The organism is Pseudoalteromonas luteoviolacea, assembly GCF_021654285.1.
Taxonomy (GTDB): domain Bacteria; phylum Pseudomonadota; class Gammaproteobacteria; order Enterobacterales; family Alteromonadaceae; genus Pseudoalteromonas; species Pseudoalteromonas luteoviolacea_J.
Genome location: NZ_JAKFZS010000027.1, coordinates 45,737 through 68,101, shown reverse-complemented (window position 1 = coordinate 68,101; position 22,365 = coordinate 45,737). Strand labels below are relative to the sequence as shown.

The window sequence follows — 22,365 nt, the reverse complement described above, 5'->3', positions numbered from 1 at the left end:
CTCCTAGCTTTTAAATAGCGGTTGAGGCACAAAGCCCACCTCAAAAAAAGGTGCAGGCTCATGGCAGCTGATCAGGATCTGTCCTTGATAATCCTGTATATAGTCAATGAGGTGCTGAGTACTTTGATGATCTAATGCCGCACTTGGCTCATCTAAAATGACATAAGGTGTGTGGCGCATCAAAGCATTGATCAGCTGCAACTTTTTTTGGTTACCTGATGACAGCGCGCTAAATATGGTATCTAAAAAAGAAGAAAAGCCAAGTAATTCAATCAACTTGTCAGGAAAAGGACATTGCCAACTTTGCTGAGTCATGCTCAGCAGTTGCTTCGCTGTCAAAAAGATGGGAAACGCAATATTGTCTGATGCCAACGCGACTTTTTCTTGCGGTGTTTTCAGTTGCTCTCCATCATAATAAATGGCCCCGCTATAGGCGCGATCAATGCCCGAAATAATAGAAAACAAGGTACTTTTACCCAATCCATTCGGGGCTTCTAAGCACACTTTAGGCGCATTAAATTCGATATGATATTTTTCAAAAATGGGTTTATGGACAAACACTTTTGTTAAATTTTCAACTTTGATCATAAACAGCCTACTTATTATTTTTAGTGCATAATAACAAGTAGCCCGTTTACTTTTGAATCGTTAAAGTGTTGCAAAATTTATCTAAACAAGTCATCAAAGCGATGTCATAGCTCTACCCGCATACTCGCTATAAAAGCTTTCAATAGCCCCACGCTTTTGCATAGTCACAAAGACTTGTCGGCCTGACTTACCGCCAAATGCCACATTTGTGGGATATTTACCTTTCAATTTAACCGTTCTCAGTAACTCGCCTTTCGGAGATAGTATGGCTACTTCACCAGCGCCGTAGCGCGCAACGTATAAATTACCTCGCTCGTCAGTACGCATCCCGTCCAGACCATGGTCATCAAATTGATAAAACAACCTGGCTTCACCCAACTGTCCATTTTTGTTTATGTCAAACGCCCAGATCCTTTGCTGAACACTCTCATTTACATACAGCACAGTATTACCCGGGCTTATCTCTATCCCATTGGTGGTGCCCATGTCTTTTTTTAAGCGCTCAACTTGCCCTGTTGTGCTAATACGCCATACCTGACCATTCCCACCTTGCCAGTTAGGGTCGCTCGCATACAAAGTGCCATCGTCTGCGATGGCAATATCGTTAGGTTGATTCATAGTAGGCTCATGGGCAAAAACACGGATCCGCTTTTGTGGGGTAATTTGCAATATATTGTGCTGCGTATAATCTGCAATATACATATTGCCTTTTTTATCAAAACGGATCCCGTTACCTATGCTGCCCTTGGGAAGCTTAACGTATAAAGAAGCATTATTTTGCGCGGTGATCTGGCCAATCGTTCCCTGCTCTTTATAATTCACCGCATATAACACACCACGTGCATCGACTGCGGGTCCCTCTACTCCGTTTGTAAACTCCCCATCAGCGACCCAATCCTGAGTTTGATATAAAGGTTCATTAGGCGTGTTAAGGCTTTGACAACCACCCAACCCAATTATTAACAAAGTAGTGCCCAGAATTGCTTTCATAATTCGCTCCATGGAAAAAATTTAGTATGCAATCTGGGCAGTAGGTTGTGAATTGAGATTTATTCACTCTACGTATCAAAATAGATAACGCACCTTAAAAATCGCACTGTCCTCGTCTGGTCTAGTCCAGTTTTGCTCCACGCCATCAAGCCATCCCTGTTCGCCTACGTTGTCCCGCTGCAAAGCCGCAATATCTCGGCCGCCACGGCGATACACCAAATAAATGTCAGAGTACGCCCCCAGACGATATCGTAATTTAAATTGAGACATGAGGCCTTTATCAACAAAACTAGTATCAAGATTATTTCGCTGCACCAAGCCTTGCTCAGTTATCTGAAAAACCTCCTTACTTGCTGCCTCTAATACAGACCATTGCACATTCGCTGAGAGCTCCAGATTGTCAGCTAGCAGCGAAGAGAGCTCTATGGTATTTACAAAGTAACGTCTATCATATTCTGTGATTTGGTTGCGCTTATTGGCGACCAGCCAACCGTCGCCATTGCGATAAAAATTATTAAACTTAACATTCCAGTTTTCATGCGGCATCCATGTCATATCTAGCGCATATTGCTGAGCATGCCCAGATAAACCCTCTTGATCAAACTCTATACTCGCCGCCCAGCTAAAGCTGCCTGAATAAGGACTCACATATAATACTCTCGTTTCAAAAGCTTCAGGGAGTTCAAACGCAATACTGTCAGCGCCGATATTATCTTGCCAGCCCTTACCGGTATGATCCAACTGCACCGTCCACTGCGCGCCATTACTCATCATGAGTTCCGCTCTATATCCCTGCTTTGAGGGTAGCTTTAAACCATCTGTATTCGTTTCATAAGAGACATCAAATACATGCTTGGCCCGCGTCAACCAATTATTGTTAATGTTCACTGCATGGCTAAAATTTAAGTTCATATACTGCCAATCATTGCGCTTCATATAACCCATATCTCGGTTATTAAAGTATTGATTGAGCCGCAAGTACTTTCCCGACGCGCTGGTATTTGGAGAGAACTGATAGCCAATATCGAGCGACGCCCCATTACCGGTATTTTGCTCTTCGCCATCAATTTGACTCAGTAAAAAAGCGCTTTGCACTGACCATGTTTCACTTTGATATTGGCTGTCCCAAGCGGCGCTGTGAGCTTGACGGTTAAGCCAAGGCCGCTCTACATGTGTCGCTAAAACCCCCGTTCGCCAATTCGCCGTTCGATAGCTATATCGGCCCGCATAGAAATGTTTACCCACTGTGTTATCTAGGCTATTTTCACGTACCGCAAATCCCCCCCACTGATTATGCGTGCCTTGATGAACAAAACGTACAGCCCCGTCAATAGGCGTGATCATCTCGCTACCATCATCACTGCTCGCCCCTATTCGGCGGGTATGGATCAACTTAGTGTCTTGTAGCGCATCAACATTAAACACACTAATATCTTGAGTAAAAAAGGGCCGTTTATCAGTCCTTAGGGTCTCTACCGCTGAGTAATTTACATCGACATCATCACTATCAACTTGGGCAAAGTCAGGGTTCATTGCCACAGACAAAGTTTGGTTGTGAGCTGGTTTGTAAAGTAAATCAAAACCCACATCTGATTCTCTATTTTTCCCCTGACGCTCAGTAAAATGATGCTGGTGTGTCATGTAGGGAACAAAGCTTAATTGAGATTGCACAGGCACTTTGACTTCGAGCTTTGGCATATTTAAAAAGAAGTCACTGTTAGATAATGTTTGCTGCTGATTGGCGAAAATATGATTAGACCCTAGCTCATACAGCTGGACCCCAAGCCCGATAGTCGCTAACCCCTGCTCATTGAGCTTTGGAGAGAATGACACACTGTGCCAAGGAATAAATATCTCACTGCTCCAATGCGTCGCATACTCATGATAAGCACTTTGCCAGTCTCCATCCCAGTCATGATCTGTGGTTCGCTGTGCAGTCACCACCGCATCTTGAGTACCACCACCGAGTGTGATTGCAAATAAGTAAGCACTGCTGCCATCACCTGAGAAATCTATATACACGCGGTTAAAATCAGCCTGCATAAAGCCATCTTGCAGATTAAACTGCTTTTTACGACTGTGCTCAGGCTGAAAGTTAGTGATGCCAATATAAATGCCCGATTGATCCGAAAATACCTGTGCATTGAGCTTATCGTTAAACACTTTATGTGTGGCTGGCACAACCTGAAAAAACGTTTCTATTTTTTGTGCTGATTGCCAAGCTTGATCATCAAGTTTCCCGTCAATAATGAGTGAGTTAGCATAACTTACAGGTATAATTGAGCCAATAACCATTGCTAAAACACTGCACTTGCATGCCCTCATTCAATTTCCCCCTTTTATCTAGAGGGCTGTTATATAAGCAAATATTGAACGTTTAAAAGCTTATGGTTTTCTGAAGAATAGTTTTAAATGGCTGAACAAGATTGACTTTAACCTGAACAAGGTTACCTTTGAGTTGAGCCTAATATGACAACAAGGTTGGAAGATGGATCGTGAAAATACTGCTATTGAACACAGCACCAAAAAAGTCGACAATGAAGAAAACAAACGCTTTCAATTTGCCCATTGGCAATTCTTTAATGACAAGGATGAATTGTGGAATACACAAACTCACACTGTGAGTAAACTGGAACCACAAGTTGCTCGATTACTCACTTTACTGATCATACAACAAGGCCAAGTCCTCACCAAAGAAATGCTCAATAAGCAGCTTTGGCCAAATACCATTGTAGAGGCAAACAGTCTCTACCAGCTACTTACTAAGCTGCGTAAAGAGCTTCAAGATAGCGCTAAAAATCCGCTATACATTAAAACCGTGCCAAAAAAAGGGTATTTATTTTTACCTGAAGTGTCTGTCATCAGCATGTCAGAAAGTGAGCCAGTGAAGCGCGATAGCAACATAACGACCCAAAACCAACTCGCCAAGACTAAGTTACCCTTGTCCAGTCAAATTCAATCACTACTGACTAAAAAGCGCTGCTGGGCACTCACTCTCTCTGCTGGTGCTTGCTTTAGTGCCATCGCGTTTTTTTCATCAACACCAGATGATATTGTAACTCCAGTATATGAACGTGAAGACATTACCTATGCACTCGGTGTCGAGTTTAATGTTGCAGCGCACATTCAATATGACTTATTAGCCTACATTGAACAATTCAACACCCTAAAAATCACAGATAAAAAGGGGCAGTACCAACAAACACGGACATTTGACACACGCATTGCACATCCTACTTGGCATCCTGAGAAAAAGCAGCTTGCCTATTGGCAGTATCAAGGTGACAAATGCATACTGCACATCAGTGATGAGCATGGTGACATGATTCACAGCAGTGAGCCTATGCCATGCCACGTAATACGTCCGCCAGTTTGGCAATCTGACAATGAGTTGGTGTTGACCATCATTGAAAAATCAGAACATAGCGCTTACTTATATCGTGTTGAACAAAAGCAATTAGTCAAAATTCCATTACCAAAAAAGGCGAATGAGAAGTATGTTGGTGCGATTCGAGCTTGGGGTGAGCAAATTTATTACCTCATTGTCGATGCCGAACACAACTCGCGTTTAGTCAGCTTAGACGGTAAAGTCCATTTAACTTGGAGCTTCCCTATCTGGCTTTTTAATTTTGACCCAGAAAAAAAAACGATAGTGAGTAATGATGATAGCGCTCACTACAACTTAATCGGCAAACATAGAAATGGTCAAACTTACCCTGTGTTTGCAACCTCTCAAGGGATGTTTAGCAATCTCTCTATTGACCAAAGTGGCGATATTTATACAGCAGCAGAAACCTGGCAGGTGAACATTCGAGACCAAGATGACCTACCGATATTTTCTAGCTCAAGTAACGACTTCCTGCCAGTCACCAATGATTTAGGTGAAACCGTCTTTATGTCACGCAGAACTGGGCAATGTGAGATCTACCTGCACTCTAACAACCAGTTAAAACAGCTGTCGTTCAATAAAGGCCATGAACTGGTCAGCTTTTTAGCCTGGGATCCACAGCTCAGCAAAATTCTCTCAAATCGAGATAAAGAGCTCGTGCTGTATGATAGAGAGGATGTCATTATCAGTTTTGATAGTCAGCACAATAGTATGCCAAGACAATTTGGCTGGCTTGATCAGCAAAGCATTTGGTCCAGTGACACGCAATTTGTTCATACCTTTAATTTAGATGGCAGCTTGCTCACCAAAACAAAGTTTGCGTCAGATTTTTTAATTTTTGATACCGAGCAACAAAGCTGGATTGTTTTGCAAGACGATACATTATATTTGACCTCATCTTTGGCAAATTTTGACGCACAAAAACAGTCATTAACAGCGCTTCCCAAAAACGCGATTCACATGATTAAAAATCCACGCCTCGTCAACGGCGAACTTTACTGGCAGTCCACTTGGTCAAAAACAGACATTATTTGGAAGATGCCTCTTTCATCTCCTCAAATGGTAACCAAAATAAGGCAAGAACCTCTGATTTGGCACTATGATATTACGCCAGATGGTGCGCTTAGGGTGGCGAAAATGGAATCTGTTGAAGCTGATATAAGACGTATCGCGCCACAACCTAAAGACAGTTAACTGTTCAAAAACGAAAGCCAGTAGATTAAAAACTGGCTTTCAAAGATGTACTAATATATTTTCAATAATTGACATATTTCCCCGATACCTCTCCACAATCATTCCACTTTTTCATGATAAAAACATCATGATGTAATTAAAAATAGTGAAATAAACATGATGCGCTCTAAGTATTTGGCATTAGCTATGCCTTTTTTGCTCACTGCATGCTTCAGTGAAAGTGATAATAAACCTAATCTCATCACGCCTGAAATAAGCACGCAAACCGATCCAGTACCAAATGTTGCTTTAACTGAAATTAAAACTCCGCAGCAAACAATTTATCAACCAGGCCAACCAATTACACTCGATTATTCAATTAGCTCTGAATTGCTAGATACCCAAAACATTGGGGTCACTTTCATGGCAATTGCCAGAGATAAAGTCGCGCAGCTTGAAACCGAAGACAAGCCAGAAGGCTTTAACTTAGGTGTTCACCACATTACACAGCTAGAGTCGGGCTCACAAAGCTTCACCGCAACACTGATGTTTCCAAATGAGCAAATACCCAGTGGTGAATACGTCATTGCTGCCTATGTTGACAGCGCCAAGCTCATTACCGATGAGGCAAACTTAGATGACAACCGTTCGCGAGGACATGACAGCAATGATTTTGTGACCTATGCGCAAATCACCATAGATTCATCCCATTACCATGATTTTGTGCTTGATAGAGCAACCGTCGGGGATGGCTTTGCCATGTTCCCTGAGTTTGGCACTCGCGATGCTGAGTCAGAAGGTAACCCTACTCAAATGCGCTCGGATATCATTGGTCACATTGATGCAAGTAAGTTTGGTAACACAGTCAACTCTGCGGATGTCACGGCAGAAATCATTATTGAAGATCAGGCGTATACGGCTCATTTCTGGCAAGAAGGCCAAGATCACTATGCAGAGAAAATGCGCATCACCTTTGCACAGTTTGAGCAAAGCCACTATTTCCCATATGACATTGCCGTCAATGGCGCGCTGCTACATAAAATTAGACAAGCCTATGATGTCAACTCAAGCGAGAACGCTTTTGATATTCGCTTCACCTTACATGACACGTCAGAATTTGACGAAGCAGATACCAGCAATAACAGTTTCACTTTAAACGTGCCTTACAGCTTGTATCAAGATACCACCCCAAACGATGACGTATTGGCAAAGCATAATTTGCCGACCCATACTGACTCAGCAAACCGTTCAGCGCGCAGTTTACCAAACGATGACTTGGCTTTTACGCTTAGTCAGCAAACATCAGAGCAATTTATTTTACTCGACTTATTTAGTAATACCTATGGTGATAAGTCAAAAGTCGCGGTTGTACCAAGCTTCCTATCTCTGATCATTTTAAAAGCGACAGAAGGCGGATATGCATGGGCATCAAGTGGCGGCGGATTTGATCTATATATGTTTGATGACAGCGTCGACTTATTCTCCGCAGGCGCCAGTGGTGTTGCCGATGGTGCGAATGGTACTGTAAGTTACTCTATGGGCGTATCCCTGCTAGGTAAATCACTGATTTCTGAATCAGACTCTGTCACGGCACTAGATGAAAGCTACACGCATGATTGGAGTGAAGAGCAGAAGTTATTCTCTACGACTTTCACGATTGCCATTGTGCCAGTAAGTGTATCTGCGGGCATTAAAGGTGAAGTTGGCGTAGGCGCAGAATTAAAATATGAAGATCAACGCTTTAGTATCGGTGGTGACATCTTAACAGCAAGCCTTGATGCATATGCAACAGCAGGCATTGATTTATTGATTGCCAGTGGCGGTATCGGCATCGACTTTTTGATCATTTCTGAAACCTTATCAGCCACGGCGTATACTGATATTAGTAAAGCAATAAGCGACTCTGAAATCACCTATGGTATCGATGTGAGCAATCATATGAAGGCCATTGAAGGCGAGTTATACCTTTGGGTGAAGTACCCAGGTTATGAGTTCTGTTGTTCATTCCCAACTAAGACAGCAACAAAAACCTTGTATGACACAGGCGCTTTGTATAATAAAACATGGCAAATGCTGGATTACAGCGATAGCTTTAAGTTCTAAACGAGTAAAGTATGAAACGGGTTACCCCATTATTACTTTGCACATTAACACTGCCTTTTGGCAGTGTTAATGCCAGCCAAGAGTGTGCGCGCTGGGGCGAATTTACAACGCATGCAAGTACAAAAATGACCACTCTCAACACCCCAAGTCAAAATAAACTCACCGTCTCTGGCGACTTGGTGTATCGACCTTTACTAAAAACAGACACGCATTACTGGCTAGGTTTGCAGCTATCATCTGCTGAATTACAGCTCGACAATACGCCAATTCAAGCCTTGTATTACAGTGTGCCATTTGCAGTAAAAATCGCATCATCGGGTGATATTTTAGACTATCACTTTGCAGCCAAGCTTAAGCCTGAAGATGAACAAAAATTAATGGCCATTTATCAGCAGTTTCATATTGAGCATGTAAAACAGCTCGATTTAAGTGCACCGGTCATTTTGGAAGAAAATGACAATCTTGGTCGCTATCGAATTCAGTATCAGGCACGCGCAGATCAATCAATTCAAAAGCAAAAGTTAGACTACACGTTGACGACACAAGGGACTCAGCTATTTTCCTTTAAGAAACCACACATAAAACAAGATTTATTCACTTTCAACTTAACGGATTGCTGGATAAGTGAATTGCAAGGATACAACAATACCCTGGTTGAAAGCGCCAAAGGCGATATCAATATTAATGTCTCTCAAACTATTCGATATACTCAAAAACAGCAACCGATTGCAGCAAATATTGCGTTAATGTCGTTGCCACTCTCGCCATTAAAGTGGCCACAACTGCCCTTAAATAGCGTATACCCAAAGCCTAAGCCTGTGCCGCTTGCCAGTGCAAAAAGCTTTACAAACTTACTGCTAAGCAAAGATTTACGCGCTCTATCAACAGAGGCACTGCTACAACTTCTTTATGATAACCAAATACATTTAAATGTATTGCACAGCTTGATCAAGCAGGGCTCCTTCGAAGATAAACAGCTCAGTCGTTTACTCCTTATGATTGGTAAAAGTGATTTTACCTATGCCCATCAATTATTAACTGACCTCTACTTAGATACAGAGCTCGATGCCAATCAACGCTTTCGCAGTTTAATGGCATTAAAATACAGCGAGCATCCTTTGTCTCCAGAGCTCATTGACTCTATCTACAGCCATATAGACAGTGAAGAGTTAACCTCAAGCGATGAAAAACTAGCACGTACAGCGCTTATGGTATTGGGCGTCATAGCAAGTAACCAAGCTGGTAGTGAGTTCGCTCAATCCTTGACTGAATCACTGGCAGATAGACTGGTAACCACACTCGATGCCAAAAAACAGGCAACATTACTAACAGCATTAGGTAACAGTGCTGATGAGGCGCACCAAGAGAGTATTTCTAAGTTCTTACAAAATGATGATGCGAAGCTTCGTGCAAAGGCCGCACAGGCTTTGGGGAACATGCCAAATGAGATAAGTTTAGGCTACCTAGAAAAGTCGCTCAAAAGTGAATCAAATACTGACACACAACAAGCATTGCTATCAGCCATGGGGAATAATCAACTCTCTGAACGTCAAATAGACAATGTTATTGGTTTTGCGCAAAAGCAGCAAAGTAATGCAGTGCGAGTTGCCGCCATCAATGCAGCCGCAAAGCAAATGACCCATAATCAAGAGATAAAAAACAAGCTTAAGCCGTTACTCAAGCAAGAACGCGATCAGCAAGTGCTCAGAGCCCTGATGAACGCTATCCACGGAAATAACTAATCAGTAGAGGCAAGGATGCCCTTTTCAGCCACCTCCCATTAGAAGCTCATAGGCGCCCTGTATAAAACACCAACAAGATGGCAGATCAGACATTAATATTTAGTTTTGATAAATTCTTGAATAGGAAAACGTATAAATTGAAAAAATAGATTAAAACAAGATTTAAATAATAGAGGAGATAATTCATGCATGATAGACATGAATGGCGGAGTGGACGGGACTCGAACCCGCGACCCCCGGCGTGACAGGCCGGTATTCTAACCAACTGAACTACCACTCCGCAGTGGCATGTATATGTTCTTTAAGATATCAAATGGCGGAGTGGACGGGACTCGAACCCGCGACCCCCGGCGTGACAGGCCGGTATTCTAACCAACTGAACTACCACTCCGCAGAGATATCTTTTTACGCTAAATGGCGGAGTGGACGGGACTCGAACCCGCGACCCCCGGCGTGACAGGCCGGTATTCTAACCAACTGAACTACCACTCCGCAGTAAGCGTATTGTCATATTTTTTTGCTAAAACACTAAAAAGCCAAATGGCGGAGTGGACGGGACTCGAACCCGCGACCCCCGGCGTGACAGGCCGGTATTCTAACCAACTGAACTACCACTCCAAGTGATTTAGCTTGCTTCTTTATTTAAATGGCGGAGTGGACGGGACTCGAACCCGCGACCCCCGGCGTGACAGGCCGGTATTCTAACCAACTGAACTACCACTCCAAAGAAGCAATGCACATATGTAAGCGGTTGGCGGAGTGGACGGGACTCGAACCCGCGACCCCCGGCGTGACAGGCCGGTATTCTAACCAACTGAACTACCACTCCAGCTTACATCGCAATACAAAATTAAGTGGCGGAGTGGACGGGACTCGAACCCGCGACCCCCGGCGTGACAGGCCGGTATTCTAACCAACTGAACTACCACTCCGCGATAACTTTGTATCTCACTGACAAGGTGTGCTCCCTGACAGCGGCGTGAATAATACGAATGACCCCTTTCAGAGTCAACTATTTTTTTGAAAAAAACTGCATTTTTAGCGATTAATGCAGTTACACGATGAAAATTAAAGCAGCTTGTATAGAACTCAATCAAAAAAATATGTATTTAACTAAAATGCCTGACTTCAACAAGGCTACATTTGATTTGAAAGTTTACCGCTTATCATCCGACATGGATAAATTTAATACATCCCCTGCATCAGTATCGCTTTCATCCGTTACATTTTCATCGCCTACCACCAGCTCGTCATCATCTGTTTGCGATTTTTTCTTCAAAAATGGCAATGAGGTGGGCAGAGGAATAGCAAATTTAATTGGCTTGTTTTGGACAAATACCCGATAAAGCAACCAACCTAATAATAAAATCACCAGATTACCCACAACAACAATGGAAATTAATAAAACAGGACTTGTTTCTGGTTCAACAGGCTCAGATTCCTGTAATAGCTCTTCAGGTGAGATTGGCTTTATCAATTCAGGCACTTTTTCTATAGGGCGCTCTATTTCAAAGTTATAATCAGGAATCGTGGCCATAAACTCACGACCATTAATGTTTTCACCAAATGCAGATAACTGGACACTGTAGCGTCCCCAGTCATAATTCTTAATTTGCAATTGGCGATAAAAGCGCGCCGCTTCATTGAGTGTAAATAGCTGCTCTTCGCCATTCGGGTATAAAATCTTACCCTGTAAAATCACGGTTTCTGGTTTGACGATTTCACGATTGAGTTTAATGACTAACTCATGTTCAAACTCCTCATCGTCAGCCAATTGCAGCTCAAAGCTAAATGGCGGTTCGGCTATTACTATCGGATCTTTAACAACCCGCCGTTTTAAAATCGGTGTTTCAATATAAAACTCGGGCTGCCACTCACCCGCTGGAAAAACAAGCTTAAATTCTCCGGTAAAGATCCCATCTAATGGCCTTTCGTCAAAATCTCGACCATCATCTTTAAACTCGGTCACACTTTGTGTGCCCGCACCAAAATTCGCATACTGCTCATTATTGGTACTGACAAACTCCACATACAAAGTAACCACGTCTCTGAAGTAGCCCACATCAATAGGCTTGCCATCATTGGTTACTCGACCGTTTACCTTAAGCATTTCACCACGAAACAGTAAAGGCGGTAATGGATCCACGGCGAGTTCAATTTCTCCCAGCACCATTATCCGACTATCCCTTAAGATCTGTCCCAAAACCTGCCAAGGGCCCGGCATTGGTTTATCGATGATAATAAGATCATAACTGATTTCATCAAACCATTCTAAGCTTTCATCTTTCACGGAATGAATAGTGTAAATTTTGCTTCCATCGGGCCTGACGAGCACCACAGCGGGTGCACCTGGAGCTCGGAAAAAAAGTAAAGTGATTTTATCGACGTTATGATCAATGCGGAATCGATTGTCTAGCAGCGGAATTTCATTCGAAACTCCATCACGTTCTAACATCGTGATGTCTGGCGTTTCACTATAAGCCAACAAGCTTGAAAACATAAACAACACAGCTAAGCAGATGCGCATTGATTTTTACCTCGTTATTGTTGCCATAGGCTTTGGCCACATGCCTTGTTGACTAGTTCCATTCTTTCTCTATGTGCTATTTCTTCATCTTCACTGGCATGGATCACTCGCAGCTTTGGCCTATCTGCGGCTAAACGCCTAATGCCTCCTGAGTCGCCTTGTTGTTGACCTTCTAATTGCTGAGCTAGATTCAACTTTTTTTGACCGCCGGTCATGCCCAAGTAAACGTCAGATAAGATCTCAGAATCCAGTAATGCGCCGTGCAGCGTACGTTTAGAATTGTCGATGTCATAACGTCGACACAAAGCATCAAGGCTGTTCTTCTGTCCTGGATGCAAGTCACGGGCCATGACTAATGTATCCAGAACTTCACAAACATCATTGGTGGTTGGAAACCCTTGATTAAGCATTGCGAATTCGTGATCCATGAAGCCGACATCGAACGGCGCATTATGAATAACCAGCTCGGCTCCTTTAATATAATCTAAAAACTCTTGAGCGACTTGGTGAAAATACGGTTTACCGCGCAAAAACTCATTGGTAATACCGTGTACATCAATGGCTTCTTCTTCAATATCTCGCTGTGGATTTATATACACATGAAAATTGTTTCCAGTGAGGCGTCTATTAACGAGCTCCACGCACCCTATTTCAATGATCCTGTGACCGGCTTTTGGATCTATGCCGGTGGTTTCTGTATCGAGTACTACTTGTCTTTTATGCATACCGTTGGCTGCCTAACTTTGCTATGGTTAGCGTCTATATGCCCATTCTACATAAAACAGGCGAATTCGTGCAAAAAACAGTAGAAATTTATACCGATGGTTCATGTCTTGGCAATCCAGGGCCTGGTGGTTATGGCGTTTATTTAAGCTACCAAGGCCATGAAAAGCAACTGAGCCAAGGCTATCAACTGACCACTAATAACCGAATGGAAATGTTGGCAGCCATTATCGCACTTGAGACGCTAAAGCGTCCTTGCCAAGTTGTACTCTATACAGATAGCCAATATGTTAAACAAGGTATTGAATCTTGGCTGGCCAACTGGAAAAAGCGTAACTGGCAGACGGCAGCTAAACAACCTGTGAAAAATGTTGATTTATGGCAACGATTAGATGAAGCCTGCCAACGACATGATATCCAGTGGCGCTGGGTTAAAGGTCACGCAGGCAATAAATACAATGAGCTTGTCGATGACCTAGCAAGGGATGCAGCTTCGCAAGATGATTTACTCGAGGATAAGGGGTACAACCCTTAATCGTTTCTACTCACTTCATGCCGGCTGCGACTGTGCTTTAACCTCGCCCCTTTGACAGCTGGCGTCCATTTCGGGCGAGCATGCCACTTTGGTTTAATCGGCGTCAAAGGCGCAACCCGTTTACGCGCAACCAACATGTATACACTGCCCATCGGTTTTAAATAATGTCGACAAAAGCGACGCCATGGGGCAAATCGAGATAACCGAGAACCTCTGGCAAGTGATGCATGAATAAAACGTTCATCGGCAATGATCTCGAACCCGAGTAAGTTTAACCAATCTTTCACCCTAGAGGGCGTAAAGAAACGCCCAGACCAAGGTAATTTTTCACCGCTGAACGGCAACATATGTGCAAGCCCACACAAACTAAATGGGTTAAACCCAGTAATGACAATATATCCACCGGGAATTAAAGTTCGGTGCGCCTCACGTAAAATATGATGGGGATCTGAATGATATTCCAAACCTTGAGATAAGATACAGGCATCAACACTGTGTTCATAAAAAGGAAGCTCATCAATTTCAGCTATCACCCCAGCATGAGGCCCACCAGAAGAAATACAGACTTGATGATCAATTGGGCTTTCAGACGTATCCAGCTGACCACTTAAGCAGCCTAGCTTTAGCATATGATAACCAAACATGCGTGGCAGCCAGCGTGCCATGCGCCGCTCAATCCCCGCTTTGAGGTATTCCCCATGAGGAAAGTCTTGCCATGACTGTGGTTTAGGCCCTTGCTGAAAACTTAATGCTGGTTTCATCCCGTTCGCTCGTTATACTTGTTGACACCTTCACTTTATAGAGCAAAGAGTTATGGCGCAAGTTGAACCGATAAAGGCATTTACCGACAACTATATCTGGGCAATATGCAACCAACATGACAATGCAACTTGGGTAGTCGATCCAGGCCAAAGTCAGCCTGTATTAACTTTTTTAAACAAAAATAACCGCACATTATCAGGGGTCCTTATTACGCATCACCATTGGGATCATACTGACGGTGTCGCTGAGTTACTTTTACAGTTCCCTAATATACCAGTCTATGGCCCAAAAGATTCCAAATATGACGGCATAACACACCCTCTAACACAAGATGACAAAATAACTATAGCAGGCATTCCATTTAAAGTTGTGCAAACACCAGGACACACCTTGGATCACATCTGTTATATCAACGATGACTTGGCATTAACCGGGGATACTTTATTTAGTGGTGGTTGTGGTCGCCTTTTTGAGGGAACAGCTGAACAAATGTGGTACTCGTTAGAGTCTCTCAAACAATTGCCTGATACTTGCCAAATATACTGTACACATGAATACACGCTAGCAAACCTCGCATTTGCGCACGCCGTAGAGCCTGAAAATAAAGCGCTCTCTGACTACATCAAATGGTGCCAGCTACAGCGAGCAAAAGACTTGCCCACATTACCGACAAATATGGGCAATGAGCGAGCCGTCAACCCCTTTTTACGCTCAGATCAAGCAGATATATTGGCGCATCTACCAGCTTTTTTACAAAGCACACCTGATATCCTTTGGCAAAGGTTTGCCCTGTTAAGGCAGTGGAAAGATAACTTTTAGTACCATCGCCCCCTAGTAGACAGACAACGAGGTTACATTTAGGTGCTGGTCTTAAAAAAAATTCACGTTCCGGCACCTGTTGAGTCAATACCATTGATAAATTCTAAACGCTGTACAGTACTGCGCGACCGTACCTTTCCAATTCCTCGAGATAAGGGTAAAATTGTCGGGTTTTTGCCCGACAAAAAGAGATTTATGAAAAAGCCACTGCTGATAATTGCGATTTTAAGTTTAATCACAGGCTGTGAATTAACACAAACTCAAACAACGCAATCCGAACAAATCGAAACGCGTGACCATGCCAGTCCAGCACAAATAAGTGATGTGCTTGCTCACGCGATCCAAGAGCCCATTGAGGCTGACGAGCCGCCACCTGTATTTGATGATGTATGGGAAAGGATCCGTTATCAGCTATCAATTCCCGTGCCGCAGAATCGCCCTGTCGTAGCAGAAAGAAACTATTATCAACGCCATCAATCTTATCTAGATCGGATTTCTAAACGCGCTGAACCGTATTTATATTTTATTGTTGAAGAAGTAGAAAAACGCCAAATGCCTATTGAAATCGCTTTACTGCCGATTGTTGAAAGCGCATTTGACCCATTTGGCTACTCTCATCGCAGTGCATCAGGCATTTGGCAATTTATGCCTCAAACGGGTGAGCGCTTCGACCTCAAACAAAACTGGTGGTATGACGGCAGACGTGACATTGTTCAATCAACGCGTGCAGCACTGGATTATTTAACCTATTTACACAAAACACTCGACGGAGACTGGCTAAATGCCATTGCTGCGTATAATTCAGGTGAAGGCCGAGTCATGCGTGCGATCAGGAAAAATCGCAAAAAGCACCTTCCAACGGATTTTTGGTCTTTGGATTTACCCAGAGAAACCACTGCCTATGTACCTAAGCTACTGGCTTTATCTGATCTACTCATGCGCCAAAATGAATTCAAAGTAACATGGAATAAAATTATCAACGCACAAGTTGTTGATACCGTAGAAGTCGGTACGCAGATAGATTTGGCATTGGCTGCTGATATGGCGGGGATCTCATTAACCGAGTTATATCGATTAAACCCGGGATTCAATCGCTGGGCAACCGATCCCAAAGGTCCGCATAGTCTATTATTACCCACTGATAAAATTGAGCAGTTTAAAACTAAGCTGGCAGGCACTCCGATGCAAGAGCGACTGCGTTGGCAATACTACACGGTTAACCGTGGAGACAGTCTGTCAGTGATCGCGAGTAAGTTTGATACCAGTCCATCGGCCATTCAAACGCTTAATAAGCTGGATAGCCACATTATTCGTGTGGGCCAAAAACTGCTGGTTCCTTTGAGTGAAGGCGAGCTTAAAAGCGAACATCTACCTGCATCAGTACGAAAAGTTGCGAATAAAACCCAACAAAGTAAACACACACATACGGTGAAAAGTGGTGATACATTATGGGATATTAGCCGAGAGCACGATGTCACCATTAAACAATTGGCGGCTTGGAATAAACTCAAGACCAGTGCTGTGCTAAAGCTTGGTCAAAAACTGACTATTTATAAGTCGCAGCCAAAGACAACAACTCCGGGTCTTAAAACAACCGAGCGCTCCATCACTTACAAAGTGCGCAAAGGTGATTCATTGGCACGGATCGCATCCAAATTTAATGTCACCATCAAAGACATCATAAAATGGAATAACATCGCGGGGCAAAAGTACTTACAGCCGGGACAAAATCTAAAACTTAAAGTCGATGTGAAACGCACCTAAATAAAAAGGCCTCAATTGAGGCCTTTTTATTGATATTTATAACGCTGCCACCCACTTTATTAACCAGGGCTCTACCGCTTCCCAAGGCTCAAAGTACTCTCCTGCATCCACATCCAATCGCGGCTGGATAATGTTGGCATTCAATTGTTGAATCAGCGCATCAATTTGACGCCCAGCACCACAATACGTATCACCATAGCTGCTATCACCCAGCGCAACAACACCTACACTTTTGTCGGTCAGCCTAGGCATTTGCGCCTGCATTTGAATAAACAATGGGTATAAATTATCTGGAATATCACCTTGTCCTGTTGTCGATGAAACAAACAGCGCATGCTCTGCCGATTTAACATGCTCTAAGGTTGCTGGCGCGGCAATGTGTGCTTCATGCCCTTGCTCATTCAAATGAGTCTGTATCTGCTCAGCCAAATTCTCTGCATTACCGTAAACACTACCTACAAACAAGGTGATTGATGCCATTACTGATAGTCCTTCTGAGTCGACGGCCAACCTAGCTGACGGCAAATGTCCAACATTTCCTCACCTAACTTGGCGCGAATTAATATGGGTTGTTTAGTATAAGGATGGAGAAACTTTAGCTCAGTTGCAAATAACATCAGCCTTTGCAGGCCAAAATGATCACGGAAAAAATGATTATGTTTATTATCTCCATGATTTACATCACCTATTATTGGTGTTGATAAGTGATTTAAATGCCTACGGATCTGATGCTTTCTGCCGGTTTTTGGAAAGCACTCAACCAAGGAATAACGAATGCTTGGGTATTTACCAAACGGAATATCGAGACTTGCTTTATGCAGACATCTCACTAACGTCTGCGCCTCCTGAGGTGCTTTGTCTTGATCAGCGAACTTATCCGCTATTTTATCCAATTGCTCTTTAAGCGGCTTATCTACAAACACTTTGTCTTTACTGTGTCCACGAACCAAAGCAAGGTAGCGCTTTTGAATGTCTCCTTCAATGAACACCTGGTTCATATCTCTGGCCGCTTCTGAGCTTAAAGCAAACAATAAGACCCCACTGGTTGGTCTGTCTAGACGATGCACAGGGAATACATGCTGTCCCAATTGATCTCTGAGCATCTGCATCGCAAATTGCGTTTCTCGCTTGTCTAAAAAGGAGCGGTGAACGAGTAAGCCTGATGGTTTATTAATGGCCACATAGTGTTCATCTTGATAAATTATTTCTAGCATAAATTACTGTGCCCCATTTGAAATGAGCGTATCTATCTCACTTAAACACTTGAATAGAACTTGCTGATCAGGATGTTGTGCAAATGCCACATCACACATAGGCGCAATAGCAATGTTGGTCGGTAATGGCACAGCGCTTTCAATCATCGCGGTTATTTTAGGGATAAATACAAATTGTAGCCATTGCTCAAATCGTAACGTATCACAGCAGAATGGCTGCACAGATGCCAAAGCTTGCTCGTCAACTGGCTCAGCTTGCCAAAGTTGAGATTGTTTTAATTGTACTTCTAATACAGCAAGATGCTGTAAAACCACTTGGCTCACTGTCACGCCTCTAATTTATTATCAAAGTGGCAGTATACCACTTGTGTCAATTAAGCACATTTTCAAAACAGATATTAGAGACCTATGTAGCTTGCGACTCTTACCCCCCACTGCAAATACCGTTATACTTGCACCCACTGTAATTTTTCGTGAGCAAACAATGACGACACATATTTCTACTTTAGGTGAACTTTTAACATCAGCTGGCACGCAGTGGCGCGTGTATGATATTGGTCGTCGCATCACGAAAATAGACAAAAAACAATTTGATCAAATCGAAAACACGCAAGTGCCTTATCCATACCCTTTAGGCGGGCATGCACTTATGGCGATTCAGTTTTGGGATAATCAAGCGACATTGGACCCCTATGTCTGGTTCTTAAAATTTCCGCTTGATGAGCAAAGTAAATTAAACATTGCCAGCAGAGATCATTTTGCATCCATGGTCATTGAAGCACTTGGCACACAGCTGACCGGCGAAGCCGCACAAGGGAAGCTAGACAATAACCCTTATGTATATACGCCTAACGCCAACAAGTTAGCTGCATTCAACGCGTTGATGAAATGCGAGCTAAAACGCCCAGCATCAAAGTACTATGAAACAGTAGAGCAATATTTTACTTCCCATGGTCAAACTGATTGGCAAAACCTCGCGCTGCAAGGCCTCGCTGACTACGCCTTGCGTTTAGCACATGGTCAAAACCAAGCAAATCTGGTGGCATTGTGGCCTACTTTACCAGCGCAAGTACAAAGCCCGCTTGCTGCCATGCTTGAGCATGTCAGTATCTCAACAGAACTTACTGAATTTTTGAAAACGCAATTACATACACATCTAACAAGGGATAACTTAGCTGGCGCTATTAATAGCTTTAGAGCCATGTCTGGCAGTCACGGATTAGGGCTGATCGCACAATCTGTTGATCAGCTATTGGCATCAGAGCAAAGTTTAGAAGCTGATATTTTATTGACCATTGCCGGGCGAGGCTGGGAAACCTTGACCGATCCAGATAGGCTTTACACATTCATGGATAAAGCAGCTCAAAACAACCAAGTAGAAGGACTATTTGAAAGTATTTTTGCTGACTTAGTTGCAATTCCAATGCTTCGTCCTCATGTATTAGGTTTACTGAGAGCGCAAAATCGCAGCGAAACCCTATCACGGGCAATTGGAAGGCTTTTTTCATAAATGATCACACTTTGGATATTTATACTGATTTTTTCATCATGTAGCTTTTTTTGGTTCAGCAGGAAAATCGCTGAATCAGCACGTGAGCACGCAACGCAGCAGAGTGAAAAGCTCAATGTGCAACTGCTCAGTGTTGCCTGTCAAAAACGCCGCTTAGGTGTGTTGAAAAATGGCCAGTTAGGTATCAAAAGTGAATTCCTGTTTGAGTTTAGCTCAGACAGGGATAACGCATACAAAGCGACACTTTATTTAGAAAATCAAACATTGGTCAAAATTGATGTGCCACCACATAGAATCATAGATTAAGTGATTAAGTGATTAAGTGATTAAGTGATTAAGTGATTAAAGAAAGAATAAATTAAGAATAGAAAACAGAAAAGAAACTAAGGCGCAACCCTGTTTGTCACGCCCCAATCCGACGATATCCCTGTGAGGTATCCGCTACCTCTGCCTACAACATACAAGCAAGCCGCCAACTTTCATCATCCCCTGAACGGGTATACATCCAATCACACCCGATCCTCATCCATGCCTTCATCCAACGTGTATCCTACACTCGTTCCACTTACGCATTGTCCTTGTGCGCTCCAACCTAGTCCCTTGGCACTTCCTATGCCCGTACATCCTATGTATTAGTACTGAAATGTCCTCAAATACCTTTTCCTTAGGCTGTCCTATCCGTTTTTAACATATCCTATGTCTGCACTTCCTGTACGCTATCCTATGCCACCTTGGCTCCTCTTCGCCTAATCCTCGGCGCTCCTATCCTTTTTTGACATTTCCTATGTCTGCACGTCCTGTGCGCTATCCTCTGCCACCTTGGCTCCTCTTCGCCTAATCCTCGGCGCTCCTATCCTTTATGACATTTCCTATGTCTGCACGTCCTGTGCGCTATCCTCTGCCACCTTGGCTCCTCTTCGCCTAATCCTCGGCGCTCCTATCCTTTTTTGACATTTCCTATGTCTGCACGTCCTGTGCGCTATCCTCTGCCACCTTGGCTCCTCTTCGCCTAATCCTCGGCGCTCCTATCCTTTTTTGACATTTCCTATGTCTGCACATCCTGTGCGCTATCCTCTGCCACCTTGGCTCCTCTTCGCCTAATCCTCGGCGCTCCTATCCTTTTTTGACATTTCCTATGTCTGCACGTCCTGTGCTACGTCCTAGCCTCTTGGCTCCCCTTCACTTAGTTCCTTAAGCGCTCCGAACTTCCCGTGTAAAAATCCGATACCTTCCTAGTAGCAATATTTGCTGCCGTATCCTTTTATCCTTCAACACGAATAAGTTTAAGCGAATCCGCGCTAATAAATAGGAGATATTCTCAATTAAATATCTTAAAAATCTTTGCAACAAAAACAAAAAAACATTAAAAACAAACACTTAAGCTAATTCCAGGGCTATAAACCTGTGATAGTAACTATGAATACGCACAACCATGTAGGAAAAGTCTCACAGTGTTTTTTCCAAATCGTCAGTTCGTGATTTAAAGAGCAAATCACCAGACACTGATTTAAACGTAATTTCTTTGACCAGTTGATAGCCATGTGCTTCAAAAAAGTTGACTTGATTCCCTTGTGTGACAAATACCGCCATCCCTGACATAAAGTCATTTTCACTGACTAATGAGTCCAGCGCACTTAATAAATAGTGTCCATACCCCAACCCCTGATAATGTGGATCCACAGCGATAAACGATAAAAAGTAGTACTCCCCTAAATCCCGTAACTGGCCTTTGATGGCGCGCTCCTTTTCTATGATTTGCTGAGTCTGTAATACACCTGCCCCCATCATTAACGTAAACCGCCAGTGCCAGCCAAAACTTTTATCAATTTCACAGTGAGAAGCAAAAGCACATGCCACTGCAACCAAGTTTTCATCAATATATATCCCCAGAATAGGCTGTCCTGATTTTCCAAAGCGTGTCAGCTCCTGCCTAACCAATGCCCTCAATTTTGCATCGTATTTGCTTTGGTTTGGTTCATTAAGAATGCGCACAAGTAATGGATCATCTCGATAAGCTTGAAATAATAAACTTGCAGCGACATGAATGTCTTCAGGTTCAATAAATTTGACTGCAATTAGAGGGGTCTGTGTTTGCTCTTCTGTATTAGACATAATCTTCCCTTGTTTATTCACACATACTGTTAAGTAAAAACAAAACTCGTTTGGGTATTGTTTTTATTTGCTGAAAAAAACATCGGCATCTTTACTATAGTTGTAGAGATTTTCTTGTTCAATGGGGGTTACATGGATAATAGCTATCATTCGTTAAATGCATTATTCGCACAGCTTGGTCTGGATAATAGTGACGAGCATATTTCACAATTTATAGATAATAATAAACTGCCAAGTAATGTATTAATTGTTGACGCGCCATTTTGGAATCAAGGGCAAAAGCATTTTATCGAAGAGTCGTTAAACGCTGATGCAGACTGGAGTGAAGTGATAGATACACTCGATGCCCTGCTGCGTTAAATCGACAGATCGTTGGGCTCATTGTATAAAAGTGATAAACTAGACTTTATTTTTC

Annotated in this window: 19 protein-coding genes and 7 tRNA genes; 9 read left to right on the top strand and 17 right to left on the bottom strand. The window is 43.0% G+C overall.

What is annotated here, in order from left to right; translation table 11 throughout:
• Positions 1-3: 3 nt before the first annotated feature.
• The 3 genes from L1077_RS21145 to L1077_RS21135 all read right to left on the bottom strand — a co-directional run bounded on the left by L1077_RS21145 (position 4) and on the right by L1077_RS21135 (position 3,903).
• A complete protein-coding gene (locus L1077_RS21145) occupies positions 4-588 on the bottom strand; it encodes an ABC transporter ATP-binding protein (protein WP_237138872.1) in 585 nt (194 codons plus the stop codon).
• Between the two features lie 93 nt (positions 589-681).
• A complete protein-coding gene (locus L1077_RS21140) occupies positions 682-1,578 on the bottom strand; it encodes an SMP-30/gluconolactonase/LRE family protein (protein WP_237138871.1) in 897 nt (298 codons plus the stop codon).
• A gap of 75 nt (positions 1,579-1,653) precedes the next feature.
• Complete coding sequence (locus tag L1077_RS21135; protein WP_237138870.1) at positions 1,654-3,903, bottom strand: DUF5916 domain-containing protein; 2,250 nt, start codon at positions 3,901-3,903, stop codon at positions 1,654-1,656.
• A gap of 163 nt (positions 3,904-4,066) precedes the next feature.
• On the opposite strand from L1077_RS21135, the gene L1077_RS21130 reads away from it, so the two are divergent.
• From L1077_RS21130 to L1077_RS21120, 3 genes are all read left to right on the top strand, one after another.
• Positions 4,067-6,160, top strand: coding sequence for a winged helix-turn-helix domain-containing protein (locus L1077_RS21130; RefSeq protein ID WP_237138869.1), 2,094 nt, complete (start codon positions 4,067-4,069; stop codon positions 6,158-6,160).
• Between the two features lie 156 nt (positions 6,161-6,316).
• Complete coding sequence (locus tag L1077_RS21125) at positions 6,317-8,242, top strand: hypothetical protein (protein WP_063363546.1); 1,926 nt, start codon at positions 6,317-6,319, stop codon at positions 8,240-8,242.
• 11 nt (positions 8,243-8,253) lie between these two features.
• Positions 8,254-9,984: a HEAT repeat domain-containing protein gene (locus tag L1077_RS21120; protein ID WP_237138868.1), complete on the top strand. Its 1,731-nt coding sequence runs from the start codon at positions 8,254-8,256 to the stop codon at positions 9,982-9,984.
• A 203-nt stretch (positions 9,985-10,187) separates the two neighbouring features.
• On the opposite strand, the gene L1077_RS21115 is transcribed toward L1077_RS21120, so the two are convergent.
• From L1077_RS21115 to dnaQ, 9 genes are all read right to left on the bottom strand, one after another.
• Positions 10,188-10,264, bottom strand: a tRNA-Asp gene (locus L1077_RS21115).
• A gap of 34 nt (positions 10,265-10,298) precedes the next feature.
• A tRNA-Asp gene (locus L1077_RS21110) sits at positions 10,299-10,375 on the bottom strand.
• Between the two features lie 24 nt (positions 10,376-10,399).
• A tRNA-Asp gene (locus L1077_RS21105) sits at positions 10,400-10,476 on the bottom strand.
• Positions 10,477-10,525: 49 nt separating this feature from the next.
• Positions 10,526-10,602, bottom strand: a tRNA-Asp gene (locus tag L1077_RS21100).
• Positions 10,603-10,631: 29 nt separating this feature from the next.
• Positions 10,632-10,708, bottom strand: a tRNA-Asp gene (locus L1077_RS21095).
• A 28-nt stretch (positions 10,709-10,736) separates the two neighbouring features.
• Positions 10,737-10,813 (bottom strand) — tRNA-Asp (locus L1077_RS21090).
• Between the two features lie 26 nt (positions 10,814-10,839).
• Positions 10,840-10,916: transfer RNA gene (locus L1077_RS21085), tRNA-Asp, on the bottom strand.
• Between the two features lie 224 nt (positions 10,917-11,140).
• A complete protein-coding gene (locus tag L1077_RS21080) occupies positions 11,141-12,511 on the bottom strand; it encodes a TIGR03503 family protein (RefSeq protein ID WP_440589556.1) in 1,371 nt (456 codons plus the stop codon).
• Between the two features lie 14 nt (positions 12,512-12,525).
• Positions 12,526-13,236, bottom strand: coding sequence for a DNA polymerase III subunit epsilon (gene dnaQ / locus L1077_RS21075; protein ID WP_237138867.1), 711 nt, complete (start codon positions 13,234-13,236; stop codon positions 12,526-12,528).
• Between the two features lie 68 nt (positions 13,237-13,304).
• On the opposite strand from dnaQ, the gene rnhA reads away from it, so the two are divergent.
• Positions 13,305-13,769 carry a ribonuclease HI gene (gene rnhA / locus L1077_RS21070; RefSeq protein WP_237138866.1) on the top strand — a complete coding sequence of 155 codons (465 nt, stop codon included), beginning with the start codon at positions 13,305-13,307 and terminating at the stop codon, positions 13,767-13,769.
• On the opposite strand, the gene L1077_RS21065 is transcribed toward rnhA, so the two are convergent.
• On the bottom strand, positions 13,766-14,530 hold the full coding sequence (locus L1077_RS21065) for a class I SAM-dependent methyltransferase (RefSeq protein WP_237138865.1): 765 nt from the start codon (positions 14,528-14,530) through the stop codon (positions 13,766-13,768). The genes rnhA and L1077_RS21065 overlap by 4 nt on opposite strands.
• A gap of 52 nt (positions 14,531-14,582) precedes the next feature.
• Between L1077_RS21065 and gloB the strand changes: the two genes are divergently transcribed.
• Both gloB and L1077_RS21055 read left to right on the top strand, forming a co-directional pair.
• Positions 14,583-15,350, top strand: coding sequence for a hydroxyacylglutathione hydrolase (gene gloB, locus L1077_RS21060; protein ID WP_237138864.1), 768 nt, complete (start codon positions 14,583-14,585; stop codon positions 15,348-15,350).
• Between the two features lie 195 nt (positions 15,351-15,545).
• The gene (locus L1077_RS21055; protein ID WP_237138863.1) at positions 15,546-17,114 is read left to right on the top strand and encodes a LysM peptidoglycan-binding domain-containing protein; all 1,569 of its coding nucleotides are present in this window, start codon (positions 15,546-15,548) and stop codon (positions 17,112-17,114) included.
• A gap of 36 nt (positions 17,115-17,150) precedes the next feature.
• Here L1077_RS21055 and L1077_RS21050 read toward each other — a convergent pair whose 3' ends face one another.
• The 3 genes from L1077_RS21050 to L1077_RS21040 are packed head-to-tail and all read right to left on the bottom strand — an operon-like array spanning position 17,151 to position 18,652.
• Entirely contained in the window at positions 17,151-17,594 is a 444-nt protein-coding gene (locus tag L1077_RS21050; protein WP_237138862.1) for a flavodoxin domain-containing protein, read from the bottom strand.
• Positions 17,594-18,328 carry a tRNA pseudouridine(65) synthase TruC gene (truC, locus tag L1077_RS21045; protein ID WP_237138861.1) on the bottom strand — a complete coding sequence of 245 codons (735 nt, stop codon included), beginning with the start codon at positions 18,326-18,328 and terminating at the stop codon, positions 17,594-17,596. Before truC ends, L1077_RS21050 begins: the two co-directional genes overlap by 1 nt.
• A 3-nt stretch (positions 18,329-18,331) precedes the next feature.
• Entirely contained in the window at positions 18,332-18,652 is a 321-nt protein-coding gene (locus L1077_RS21040; protein WP_237138860.1) for a YqcC family protein, read from the bottom strand.
• 160 nt (positions 18,653-18,812) lie between these two features.
• Here L1077_RS21040 and L1077_RS21035 point away from each other — a divergent pair, with 160 nt between their 5' ends.
• Together L1077_RS21035 and L1077_RS21030 are read left to right on the top strand one after the other, a co-directional pair.
• The gene (locus L1077_RS21035) at positions 18,813-19,838 is read left to right on the top strand and encodes a DUF3549 family protein (RefSeq protein WP_237138859.1); all 1,026 of its coding nucleotides are present in this window, start codon (positions 18,813-18,815) and stop codon (positions 19,836-19,838) included.
• On the top strand, positions 19,839-20,144 hold the full coding sequence (locus tag L1077_RS21030; RefSeq protein ID WP_237138858.1) for a DUF3301 domain-containing protein: 306 nt from the start codon (positions 19,839-19,841) through the stop codon (positions 20,142-20,144). It abuts the gene before it with no gap.
• A gap of 1,140 nt (positions 20,145-21,284) precedes the next feature.
• On the opposite strand, the gene L1077_RS21025 is transcribed toward L1077_RS21030, so the two are convergent.
• The gene (locus tag L1077_RS21025) at positions 21,285-21,950 is read right to left on the bottom strand and encodes a GNAT family N-acetyltransferase (RefSeq protein WP_237138857.1); all 666 of its coding nucleotides are present in this window, start codon (positions 21,948-21,950) and stop codon (positions 21,285-21,287) included.
• Positions 21,951-22,082: 132 nt separating this feature from the next.
• On the opposite strand from L1077_RS21025, the gene L1077_RS21020 reads away from it, so the two are divergent.
• Positions 22,083-22,310 (top strand): DUF2789 domain-containing protein, encoded by a 228-nt coding sequence (locus L1077_RS21020; RefSeq protein WP_063362274.1) that lies wholly within the window; start codon positions 22,083-22,085, stop codon positions 22,308-22,310.
• The last annotated feature ends 55 nt before the right edge of the window (positions 22,311-22,365 follow it).

What these genes read in the sequence shown, in the direction of transcription:
- L1077_RS21145 (WP_237138872.1), bottom strand. Translation starts at nt 588, where the DNA reads ATGATCAAAGTTGAAAATTTAACAAAAGTGTTTGTCCATAAACCCATT.
- L1077_RS21140 (WP_237138871.1), bottom strand. Translation starts at nt 1,578, where the DNA reads ATGAAAGCAATTCTGGGCACTACTTTGTTAATAATTGGGTTGGGTGGT.
- L1077_RS21135 (WP_237138870.1), bottom strand. Translation starts at nt 3,903, where the DNA reads ATGAGGGCATGCAAGTGCAGTGTTTTAGCAATGGTTATTGGCTCAATT.
- L1077_RS21130 (WP_237138869.1), top strand. Translation starts at nt 4,067, where the DNA reads ATGGATCGTGAAAATACTGCTATTGAACACAGCACCAAAAAAGTCGAC.
- L1077_RS21125 (WP_063363546.1), top strand. Translation starts at nt 6,317, where the DNA reads ATGATGCGCTCTAAGTATTTGGCATTAGCTATGCCTTTTTTGCTCACT.
- L1077_RS21120 (WP_237138868.1), top strand. Translation starts at nt 8,254, where the DNA reads ATGAAACGGGTTACCCCATTATTACTTTGCACATTAACACTGCCTTTT.
- L1077_RS21080 (WP_440589556.1), bottom strand. Translation starts at nt 12,511, where the DNA reads ATGCGCATCTGCTTAGCTGTGTTGTTTATGTTTTCAAGCTTGTTGGCT.
- dnaQ (WP_237138867.1), bottom strand. Translation starts at nt 13,236, where the DNA reads ATGCATAAAAGACAAGTAGTACTCGATACAGAAACCACCGGCATAGAT.
- L1077_RS21065 (WP_237138865.1), bottom strand. Translation starts at nt 14,530, where the DNA reads ATGAAACCAGCATTAAGTTTTCAGCAAGGGCCTAAACCACAGTCATGG.
- gloB (WP_237138864.1), top strand. Translation starts at nt 14,583, where the DNA reads ATGGCGCAAGTTGAACCGATAAAGGCATTTACCGACAACTATATCTGG.
- L1077_RS21055 (WP_237138863.1), top strand. Translation starts at nt 15,546, where the DNA reads ATGAAAAAGCCACTGCTGATAATTGCGATTTTAAGTTTAATCACAGGC.
- L1077_RS21050 (WP_237138862.1), bottom strand. Translation starts at nt 17,594, where the DNA reads ATGGCATCAATCACCTTGTTTGTAGGTAGTGTTTACGGTAATGCAGAG.
- truC (WP_237138861.1), bottom strand. Translation starts at nt 18,328, where the DNA reads ATGCTAGAAATAATTTATCAAGATGAACACTATGTGGCCATTAATAAA.
- L1077_RS21035 (WP_237138859.1), top strand. Translation starts at nt 18,813, where the DNA reads ATGACGACACATATTTCTACTTTAGGTGAACTTTTAACATCAGCTGGC.
- L1077_RS21030 (WP_237138858.1), top strand. Translation starts at nt 19,839, where the DNA reads ATGATCACACTTTGGATATTTATACTGATTTTTTCATCATGTAGCTTT.
- L1077_RS21025 (WP_237138857.1), bottom strand. Translation starts at nt 21,950, where the DNA reads ATGTCTAATACAGAAGAGCAAACACAGACCCCTCTAATTGCAGTCAAA.
- L1077_RS21020 (WP_063362274.1), top strand. Translation starts at nt 22,083, where the DNA reads ATGGATAATAGCTATCATTCGTTAAATGCATTATTCGCACAGCTTGGT.